The organism is Enterobacter cloacae complex sp. 2022EL-00788, assembly GCF_026627565.1.
Classification (GTDB): Bacteria; Pseudomonadota; Gammaproteobacteria; order Enterobacterales; family Enterobacteriaceae; genus Enterobacter; species Enterobacter pasteurii.
Window position 1 is genome coordinate 35,541 of record NZ_JAPNMC010000007.1, and the last position, 9,403, is coordinate 44,943.

8 protein-coding genes are annotated in these 9,403 nt (G+C 57.3%); all 8 read right to left on the bottom strand.

Features of this window, described 5'->3' with window-relative positions; genetic code table 11:
* Positions 1-24: 24 nt before the first annotated feature.
* Genes ftsZ through murD form a run of 8 tightly spaced genes read right to left on the bottom strand, consistent with a single transcriptional unit; the run spans position 25 to position 9,403 of the window.
* Positions 25-1,176 carry a cell division protein FtsZ gene (ftsZ, locus tag OWK27_RS12570; protein WP_003856338.1) on the bottom strand — a complete coding sequence of 384 codons (1,152 nt, stop codon included), beginning with the start codon at positions 1,174-1,176 and terminating at the stop codon, positions 25-27.
* 60 nt (positions 1,177-1,236) lie between these two features.
* Positions 1,237-2,493, bottom strand: a complete 1,257-nt coding sequence (gene ftsA / locus OWK27_RS12575; protein ID WP_003856340.1) for a cell division protein FtsA — start codon at positions 2,491-2,493, stop codon at positions 1,237-1,239.
* Positions 2,490-3,332 carry a cell division protein FtsQ gene (gene ftsQ / locus OWK27_RS12580; protein ID WP_148420081.1) on the bottom strand — a complete coding sequence of 281 codons (843 nt, stop codon included), beginning with the start codon at positions 3,330-3,332 and terminating at the stop codon, positions 2,490-2,492. Before ftsQ ends, ftsA begins: the two co-directional genes overlap by 4 nt.
* 1 nt (position 3,333) lies before the next feature.
* Complete coding sequence (locus OWK27_RS12585; RefSeq protein ID WP_252004700.1) at positions 3,334-4,254, bottom strand: D-alanine--D-alanine ligase; 921 nt, start codon at positions 4,252-4,254, stop codon at positions 3,334-3,336.
* Positions 4,247-5,722 carry a UDP-N-acetylmuramate--L-alanine ligase gene (gene murC / locus OWK27_RS12590; RefSeq protein WP_148420079.1) on the bottom strand — a complete coding sequence of 492 codons (1,476 nt, stop codon included), beginning with the start codon at positions 5,720-5,722 and terminating at the stop codon, positions 4,247-4,249. The genes OWK27_RS12585 and murC overlap by 8 nt, the downstream gene beginning before the upstream one ends.
* A 59-nt stretch (positions 5,723-5,781) precedes the next feature.
* Entirely contained in the window at positions 5,782-6,846 is a 1,065-nt protein-coding gene (gene murG, locus OWK27_RS12595) for an undecaprenyldiphospho-muramoylpentapeptide beta-N-acetylglucosaminyltransferase (protein WP_148420078.1), read from the bottom strand.
* Positions 6,843-8,087, bottom strand: a complete 1,245-nt coding sequence (gene ftsW, locus OWK27_RS12600) for a cell division protein FtsW (protein ID WP_267590495.1) — start codon at positions 8,085-8,087, stop codon at positions 6,843-6,845. Before ftsW ends, murG begins: the two co-directional genes overlap by 4 nt.
* Positions 8,087-9,403: a UDP-N-acetylmuramoyl-L-alanine--D-glutamate ligase gene (gene murD, locus OWK27_RS12605; RefSeq protein ID WP_267590496.1), complete on the bottom strand. Its 1,317-nt coding sequence runs from the start codon at positions 9,401-9,403 to the stop codon at positions 8,087-8,089. The genes ftsW and murD overlap by 1 nt, the downstream gene beginning before the upstream one ends.

The following is a 9,403-nucleotide window of genomic DNA, read 5'->3' on the forward strand; positions in this document are numbered from 1 at the left end:
AAATCCCCAAATTCCAGCCAATTCTTAGTCAGCTTGCTTACGCAGGAACGCCGGGATGTCCAGATAATCTGGCTCTTTTGCCGTTTGTGGAGTCGGGTCGTTCACCACTTTCGCAGCTGGTTTTTGCTCCTGAGTCAGAGGCGCCATACCGTGCTGCTGGTAACGATCCATCACAGGCTGCTGAGTCTGTTTGTTGGTCACCAGAGTGATCTCAGGACGCTTGTCCATACCGATACCGGTCGCAACAACGGTCACACGCAGTTCGTCGTTCATTTCCGGGTCAAGGGAAGTACCGATTACCACGGTCGCATTGTCAGAGGCGAATGCACGGATGGTGTTACCTACGGTTTCGAACTCATCCAGACGCAGGTCAAAGCCAGCGGTAATGTTGACCAGCACGCCGCGCGCACCAGACAGATCGATATCTTCCAGCAGCGGAGAAGAGATCGCCATTTCAGCGGCTTCTTCCGCACGGTCTTCACCGCTCGCCACGCCAGAGCCCATCATCGCGTAGCCCATTTCGGACATCACGGTGCGAACGTCTGCAAAGTCAACGTTCATCAGGCCAGGACGGGTAATCAGTTCGGCGATACCCTGAACCGCGCCTTTCAGCACGTCGTTTGCTGCGCCAAAAGCATCCAGCAGAGAGATGCCGCGACCCAGCACTTTCAGCAGCTTGTCGTTCGGGATGGTAATCAGAGAGTCCACGTGCTTAGACAGCTCGGTGATACCCTGCTCCGCGAAAGCCATACGCTTCTTGCCTTCAAAGTTGAAAGGCTTGGTCACGACGGCAACGGTCAGAATACCTAAATCTTTAGCGACTTCCGCCACAACAGGTGCTGCACCGGTACCCGTACCGCCGCCCATACCTGCTGCGATGAAGACCATGTCTGCACCGTCCAGTGCAGCGCGCAGGGCTTCACGATCTTCTTCAGCCGCATTGCGGCCCACTTCAGGGTTAGCCCCAGCGCCCAGACCTTTGGTGATGCCACCGCCAATCTGGATCGTCTGGCCAACAGCCGTTTTACGCAGTGCCTGCGCATCGGTGTTCACCGCGAAGAATTCAACACCTTCAATGCGCTCGCGCACCATATGCTCTACGGCGTTACCGCCGCCGCCACCGACGCCGATGACTTTAATCACCGCGTCGTTGGTTAATTCCATTGGTTCAAACATAGTTTCTCTCCGTTGTGCCTGTCGCCCGAGACCGCTAATTCTCTCCGGTCTCTTAAAAAATTAAAATTCTTTTCGCAACCAGGTGTTAAGTCGTTTGACCCACGACCCCACCGAGACGCGTTTTTCCACCTCTGCTTCACCACTTAAATGGGATTCTTTCCCGTAGTGCAGCAGGCCCACCGCCGTTGAATAGTACGGCTCCTGAGCATAATCCGTTAAACCGGTGATATTCAGCGGCGCACCAATACGCACCTGCGTATGGAACACGCGCTGAGCGCAGGCCGCAAGACCTTCAATTTGCGCTGCCCCGCCGGTTAATACAATCCCCGCCGCGAGATGATGTTTCACACCCTGCTGGCGAAGCTGTTCCTGTAGCTGCAAAATCTCTTCGTTGACCAGATTGAGCAGCTCGGTATAGCGCGGCTCGATCACCTCTGCCAGCGTCTGGCGTTGCAGGCTGCGCGGCGGTCGTCCACCAACGCTCGGCACTTCAACGCTCTCATCTTTACCGACGATAGAGCCCAGCGCACAACCATGGCGCACTTTGATCGCCTCTGCATCGCTCGGTGGCGTACCAAAGGCGTAAGCGATATCGCTGGTCACGACGTTCCCGGCGTACGGGATCACTTTGGTGTGGCGCAACGCACCGCCGGTATAGACAGCCATGTCCATTGTACCACCACCAATATCGACCACACAGACGCCCAGTTCACGTTCGTCTTCGGTCAGCACGGAATAGCTCGCGGCCAGACCGGCGAAAATAAGTTGGTCAACTTTCAGGCCACAACGTTCAACGGCTTTTACAATGTTCTTCGCCATATCGTTGTGACATGTGATCAGGTGCACTTTTGCCTGCATGCGTACGCCGGACAGGCCGACCGGATTCTTGATCCCTTCCTGATAGTCGATCGCATATTCCTGCGGGATCACATGCAGTACGCGGTGCTCGTCGCGCACGCGCACGGATTTCGCCGTGTGAACCACGTTCTCAACGTCTTCCTGCGTCACTTCTTCTTCAGAAATCGGCACCATACCGATCTCGTTCTGGCAGCTAATGTGCTTACCAGAGAGGGCCAGATAGACAGAGGAAATCTGGCAATCTGCCATCAATTCAGCCTGGTCGATGGCGCGCTGAACGCATTTCACCACCGACTCAAGGTCGTTTACCCCACCTTTATCCATACCACGGGACGGGCAACTGCCCACGCCAATGATATTGACCATACCGTCGGGCAGAACTTCCCCTACTAAAGCGGCAACCTTCGCGGTGCCAATCTCCAGTCCTACTACCAATTTTCTGTCCGTCGACTTGATCATTGTTGTTCTGCCTGTACCTGTGCCTGATTCTGTTGCTGATTAGGTTCCTCGACCGGAGCCGGCTCCCAACCGACTGCTGCGCCTGAGTCATAGCGCAAATCAACGTAGCTTATCCGTTTGCCATCCGTCTGCGCCTGCTGCTGTAAAACCGGGTAAAGTTCTACAAAACGCGCCAGACGTTTCATTGTGTCGCCGCGGCCAAGGTTGAGCTTAATGCCATTCGTTAAGGTCAACTGCCAGGAACGGCGCGCCGTCATCGCGGCATCTTTTAACGTAAAGCGGTCCTTAGCCAGCACCTTTCCCATCTCACGAAAACCCTGCAATACTTCGTTTTCGCTGCCTTCCGGGCCATACAGCATCGGTAAATTCTGCTTATTGACACGATCGCTCGGGACGCTGAACGAATTTCCGTCTACGTCAACCATGTGCTGATCATTCCAACGCGCAATGGGCACATATTCAACCAGATGAATCTTCAATTCATCAGGCCATTGCTTTCTTACACTCGCCTGTTTTATCCACGGCAGACGTTCAATCTGGCTCTGGATAATATTAACGTCCTGCGTCATAAAGGTGCCAGGCGATCCCAGCGCCAGTATTGACTGGCGAATATCATCGTTACGCGTGTAATGACGCTCCCCGGTCACGACCAGCTTCGACAGCGGCAACCGCTGCGCATCTTCCATCCAGCCCAGCACCATCCAGCCGCTGATAAACACGGTGCACAGCACCCCGAGCAGGAAGATTATCCCTGCAAGACGCGTTCCATTACTCCGGCGCGAAGAAGAATATTCTTCTTCGTCATCGCGGTTGCGCGTGTTCAATGCAGCCTGAGACATATCAGCCCGCCTGGTCCAGTATACGTACGACTAATTGCGAGAAGCTCATTCCTGCCTGACGCGCCGCCATTGGCACAAGGCTATGGCTGGTCATGCCTGGAGAAGTATTTGCTTCCAGCAGATAAAATTGCCCGTCGCCGTCGAGCATCACGTCGATGCGCCCCCAGCCACGACACCCAAGAACATGCCATGCTTTAAGCACCAGAGACTGTAATTCGGCTTCACGTTCATCTTCAAGACCACTTGGACAGAAATATTGCGTCTCATCAGAGAGATACTTCGCCTCATAATCATAGAAGACTCCGGCGGGTTGGATGCGAATTGACGGTAAAATTTCTTCGCCAAGCATCGCGACGGTAAATTCCGGTCCGCTGAGCCATTTTTCAATCAGAACTTCATCATCATGTTGAAATGCCAGCGCTAAAGCGTCCGCCAAATGTGCAGCTTTATCGACTTTAGACATCCCGACGCTTGACCCTTCGCGGCTCGGCTTAACAATAACCGGCAAGCCGAGCGCGGCAATGCGGGCATTAACGCTATCCGACAGCCCTGATTCATATTCACGACGCGTCAGCGCAACCCATGGCGCAACGGGCAGGCCCGCCCCCTGCCACAGCAGTTTGCTGCGCAGTTTATCCATGGAGATAGCGGATGCCATTACGCCGCTGCCGGTGTACGGCATGCCGATCAGATCCAGCAGCCCTTGCAGGGTACCGTCTTCGCCACCGCGACCGTGCAACGCGATAAAGGCTTTATCAAAGCCCATCGCTTTAAGCTGCGTGACGTCCACCTCTTTCGGATCGACCGGATGCGCGTCTACGCCACCCTCACGCAGGCCCGCCAGCACGGCAGCCCCGGAATTGAGAGAAACGTCGCGCTCGGCGGACGTGCCGCCAAACAGGACAGCAATCTTATCAGCCATGACGCTCGTCCTCCTGAGTTTGCGGCTTCAGTTTGATTTCAGCTAAGGTACGGGCGATTTTGCCGATATTTCCCGCGCCCTGAATCAGGATCAAATCGTTACCCGTCAGGACCGGTGCCAGAATTTCAGCCACCTGTGCAGGGTCGGAAACCAGAATAGGGTCCACTTTACCGCGTGCGCGAATGGTACGGCACAAAGAACGGCTGTCCGCCCCCGGAATCGGCGTTTCGCCTGCGGCGTAAACGTCCAGCATCAGCAGCGTATCGACCTGCGAAAGTACGTTCGCAAAATCATCATACAGATCGCGGGTACGCGTAAAGCGGTGTGGCTGGAAGATCATCACCAGATTCTTCTCCGGCCAGCCCGCGCGCGCCGCTTTAATGGTCGCGTCAACTTCGGTCGGATGATGGCCATAATCGTCCACCAGCATCGCCGTGCCCGTTTTACCGTTCACCGGCTCCAGGGGGAATTCACCGAGGAAGTCGAAACGACGGCCGGTACCCTGGAAGCTTTCCAGCGCGCGCAGAATAGCGTCGTCGTCAATGCCTTCTTCCGTCGCCACCGCTACCGCCGCCGCCGCGTTCAGGGCGTTGTGACGTCCCGGAGCGTTCAGGGTGACGTGCAGCAGCTCTTTATCCTGACGCGCCAGGGTGAAATGCCCCTGCGCACCAATCTGTTTGTAATCTTCTACCCGTACGTCAGCGTCTTCACTGAAACCATAGGTGGTGATTTGACGCCCGACGCGCGGCAGCAGCTCGCGGATCACCGGATCGTCCACGCACATCACCGCACGGCCGTAAAACGGCAGGTTGTGCAGGAAATTAATAAAGGTCTGCTTTAAGTTCTCGAAGTCGCCCTGGTAGGTATCCATATGGTCAGCTTCGATATTGGTGACGATCGCCACCATCGGCTGCAGGTGCAGGAACGACGCGTCGCTCTCATCCGCTTCCGCAATCAGATAACGGCTGTGGCCCAGGCGCGCATGCACGCCGGCCGCTTTCACCAGACCACCGTTGACGAACGTCGGATCGAGACCCGCTTCCGCATAAATGCTGGACACCATCGCTGTCGTGGTGGTTTTACCGTGCGTGCCGGCAACCGCAATGCCGTGACGGAAGCGCATCAGCTCCGCCAGCATTTCCGCGCGGCGGATCACCGGAATGCGCGCTTCGTGCGCGGCAACGATTTCCGGGTTATCAGCGGAGATGGCGCTCGACACCACAACCACGCTGGCATCGCGCACGTTTTCCGGGCGATGGTTGAAATAGATAGTCGCCCCAAGCGACGCCAGCTGCTGCGTAACAGGGTTTGGCGCCAGATCTGACCCGCTGATCTGATAACCTTCGTTAGCTAACACTTCGGCAATACCGCCCATGCCAGCACCACCGATGCCGACAAAGTGAATGTGCCGGACGCGACGCATCTCGGGCACGATAGAACGCAGTTTTGCCAGTTGTTGTGTATTCATTCTCTAAACGCCATCGACTACTTCAAAAAAATCGTGCAGCGCAACACGCGCTGCGAGAATTATGCCCGGGCTGCCAGGCTCACTTCTTTTGCCACCCGCTCGGTTGCATCCGGGATGGCGGTCGCGCGTGCGCGTTGCGCCATCTCCAGCAATACGTCCCGATTCCAGCCCGCCAGGGTGGTAGCGACCGCCTCGGCGGTAAATTGTGGCTGCTCAAAAATCTTCGCGGCGCCCGCTTTCTCAAGCGGCAGCGCATTCCAGTACTGCTGTCTGTCTTTGTGCTGGAACGGCACGAACAGTGCAGGCAAACCGGCAGCGGCAATTTCGCTCACCGTCAGCGCGCCCGAGCGACAGACCACGACATCGGCCCACGCATAGGCTGCGGCCATGTCGTCAATAAATTCAGTGACTTTATGCTGCGGCTGCCCTTCCTGCGCATACGCCTGCTCAACGGTCTGCTGAGCGCCCTTCCCGCTCTGGTGCCAGATGGTAACGGCCTCGCCCAGCTTTGCGGCAACCTGCGGCATCGTCTGATTTAAGATACGAGCCCCCTGGGAACCGCCCACTACCAGCACGCGAACCGGACCATCACGCCCCGTCATGCGGCTCTCCGGCAGCGGCAGCGACAGCACGTCGACGCGCACCGGGTTACCCACAACGTCCGCGTTGGGGAAAGCACCCGGAAATGCCTGCATCACTTTGGTGGCAATTTTTGCCAGCCATTTGTTGGTCAAGCCGGCGATGCCGTTCTGCTCATGCAGAACAACGGGAATACCCAGTGACCACGCCGCCAGCCCGCCGGGGCCGGAAACGTAACCGCCCATGCCCAGAACGACGTCTGGCCTGAAGCGTTTCATGATGGCGCGCGCCTGACGCCAGGCGTTAAAAATGCGCACCGGCGCCAACAGCAGCGCTTTGATACCTTTGCCGCGCAGGCCGGAAATGCGAATAAAGTCGATCTCGATACCGTGTTTTGGCACCAGGTCGGCTTCCATGCGGTCCGCGGTTCCCAGCCAGCGTACCTGCCAGCCCTGATCCATTAAATGGTGCGCAACCGCCAGCCCCGGGAATACATGCCCACCGGTACCGCCTGCCATCACCATTAACCGCTTCGGTTGATTCATCGTGAACCTCGTGTAAACGCCTGGGCTTTTTCCAGACGCGTCTCATAATCTATGCGTAACAAAAACATGATGGCCGTCGACATGATCAGCAGACTCGAACCACCATAACTGATCAACGGCAGCGTCAGACCCTTGGTCGGCAGCATACCCGCAGCGGCCCCAACGTTGACCAGCGCCTGGAAGCTAAACCAGATACCAATTGAGCAGGCCAGGAAACCGGAGAAGCGGTGATCGATCTCCAGCGCTTTCCGGCCAATGGACATGGCGCGGAAAGCGACGAAGAATACCATTAATAGCGCCAATACCACACCGATATAACCCAGTTCTTCCCCAATAATGGAGAAGATGAAGTCGGTATGTGCCTCGGGTAAATACTCGAGTTTTTGCACCGAGTTGCCCAGGCCCTGTCCCCAGACTTCGCCACGGCCAAACGCCATCAGCGACTGCGTCAGCTGATAGCCGCTGCCGAACGGATCTTCCCACGGGTTCCAGAAGGAGGTCACGCGGCGGATACGGTATGGCTCGGCGAGGATCAGCAGCACAACCGCGGAAATCCCCATCCCGATAATGGCGATGAACTGCCACAGCTTCGCTCCCGCCAGGAACAGCATCGCCAGCGTAGTGACAAACAGCACCACCACCGTACCAAGGTCAGGCTGCGCCAGCAGCAGGATCGCCAGCACCAGAATCACGCCCATCGGTTTTAAGAAGCCGCGCAGGTTGTTACGGACCTCGTCAACTTTACGCACCAGGTAGTTAGCGAGGTAGCAGAACAGGGAAAGCTTGGTAAATTCCGCAGGCTGGATACGCAGCGGACCGAAGGCGATCCAGCGCGATGCCCCGTTAACGGAACTCCCGACAACCAGAACGATCAGCAGCATGACGATCGACGCAATGAGCATCGCGGTACTGTACCGCTGCCAGAACGACATCGGCAGACGTAAGGTGATCATCGCCAGGCAGAACGCAAGAATGATGTACAGCCCGTCGCGCTTGGCAAACAGGAACGGATCGTTAGCCAGACGCTGCCCGACGGGCATTGATGCCGAGGTCACCATGACAAAACCGATGGCCGCCAGCCCCAGCGTAAGCCAGAACAGCGTGCGGTCGTACATGATCAGGCTATCGGAATCTTTATCCCGCGAAGCCATCACCCAGCCCTTAAGCGCCGCAAACAGCCATACCAGGAGTCCAAATCCCGGCAGGCGCGGCATTTTCAGGCGAGGGAGAGATAAACGCATCAGCCTAACTCCTTCGCCAGGCGGGTAAAGAGATCGCCCCGCTGTTCGAAATTCTTAAACTGATCGAGGCTGGCGCAGGCAGGCGAGAGCAGCACCATATCGCCGGGCTTCACGCGCGGGGCAATGAGGCGCATCGCCTGCTCCATGGTCTCAGTTTGCTCGGCAACCTCAGGACGCAGCGCAGCAAGCTCTCCACCATCGCGGCCAAAGCAGTACAGGCGCACGTTATCGCCATTGAGATACTGCTTCAGCGAGGAAAAGTCGGCCGATTTGCCGTCACCGCCCAGCAGCAGGTGCAGCGTGCCGTCAACGTGAAGTCCGTTCAGCGCCGCTTCGGTACTGCCCACGTTGGTAGCCTTGGAATCGTTAATCCAGCGCACGCCGTTGTGCTCCAGCGCCAGCTGGAATCGGTGCGCCAGGCCGGTAAAGGTGGTCAGCGCTTTCAGGCTTGAAGAACGCGGCAGCCCAACGGCATCCGCCAGCGCCAGCGCCGCCAGGGCATTGGTGTAGTTATGCTGGCCAGAAAGCAGCATCTCTTTCACGTTCAACACCTTCTCGCCTTTAACCCGCAGCCAGGTTTCACCCTGCTGGCGGTTCAGGTGGTAATCGCCCATGTTAATGCCAAAGCTGATGCAGCGATCGTCAGCGCCGCGCACCGGCATGGTGAGTGCATCATCAGCGTTCACCACGCAGACGCTGGCGTTTTCATAAACCCGCAGCTTGGCCGCGCGATACTGCTGCAAGCCAAACGGATATCGGTCCATATGATCTTCGGTAACGTTGAGGATCGTCGCCGCCGCGGCATGCAGGCTGGAGGTGGTTTCCAGTTGGAAGCTGGAAAGCTCCAGCACGTACAGCTCGCACCCTTTATCCAGCAGCATCAGGGCAGGCAGACCGATGTTACCGCCCACGCCAACGTTTTTACCCGCCGCTTTCGCCATTTCCCCCACCAGGGTGGTGACGGTGCTTTTACCGTTCGACCCGGTAATCGCCACGATCGGCGCCTGCGCTTCCCGGCAAAACAGTTCGATATCGCCAACAATCTCGACGCCAGCCTCTGCCGCAGCGCTCAGCGAAGGATGCGCCAGCGCCATACCGGGGCTGGCAACAATCAAATCGGCGGCCAGCAGCCAGTCATCATTCAGACCACCCAGGTGGCGTTCAACCTGCTCCGGCAGCTTGTCCAGACCTGGCGGAGAGACGCGCGTATCCACCACGCGCGGCGTCACGCCGTGCGCAAGGAAAAAGTCCACGCAGGAGAGGCCGGTGAGGCCTAACCCGATGATAACGACTTTTTTGCCCTGGTAATCTGCCAT

Coding starts and splice junctions, on each gene's coding strand:
- ftsZ (WP_003856338.1), bottom strand. CDS start 1,176: ATGTTTGAACCAATGGAATTAACCAACGACGCGGTGATTAAAGTCATC.
- ftsQ (WP_148420081.1), bottom strand. CDS start 3,332: ATGTCTCAGGCTGCATTGAACACGCGCAACCGCGATGACGAAGAAGAA.
- murC (WP_148420079.1), bottom strand. CDS start 5,722: ATGAATACACAACAACTGGCAAAACTGCGTTCTATCGTGCCCGAGATG.
- murG (WP_148420078.1), bottom strand. CDS start 6,846: ATGAATCAACCGAAGCGGTTAATGGTGATGGCAGGCGGTACCGGTGGG.
- murD (WP_267590496.1), bottom strand. CDS start 9,403: ATGGCAGATTACCAGGGCAAAAAAGTCGTTATCATCGGGTTAGGCCTC.
- ftsA (WP_003856340.1), bottom strand. CDS start 2,493: ATGATCAAGTCGACGGACAGAAAATTGGTAGTAGGACTGGAGATTGGC.
- ftsW (WP_267590495.1), bottom strand. CDS start 8,087: ATGCGTTTATCTCTCCCTCGCCTGAAAATGCCGCGCCTGCCGGGATTT.
- OWK27_RS12585 (WP_252004700.1), bottom strand. CDS start 4,254: ATGGCTGATAAGATTGCTGTCCTGTTTGGCGGCACGTCCGCCGAGCGC.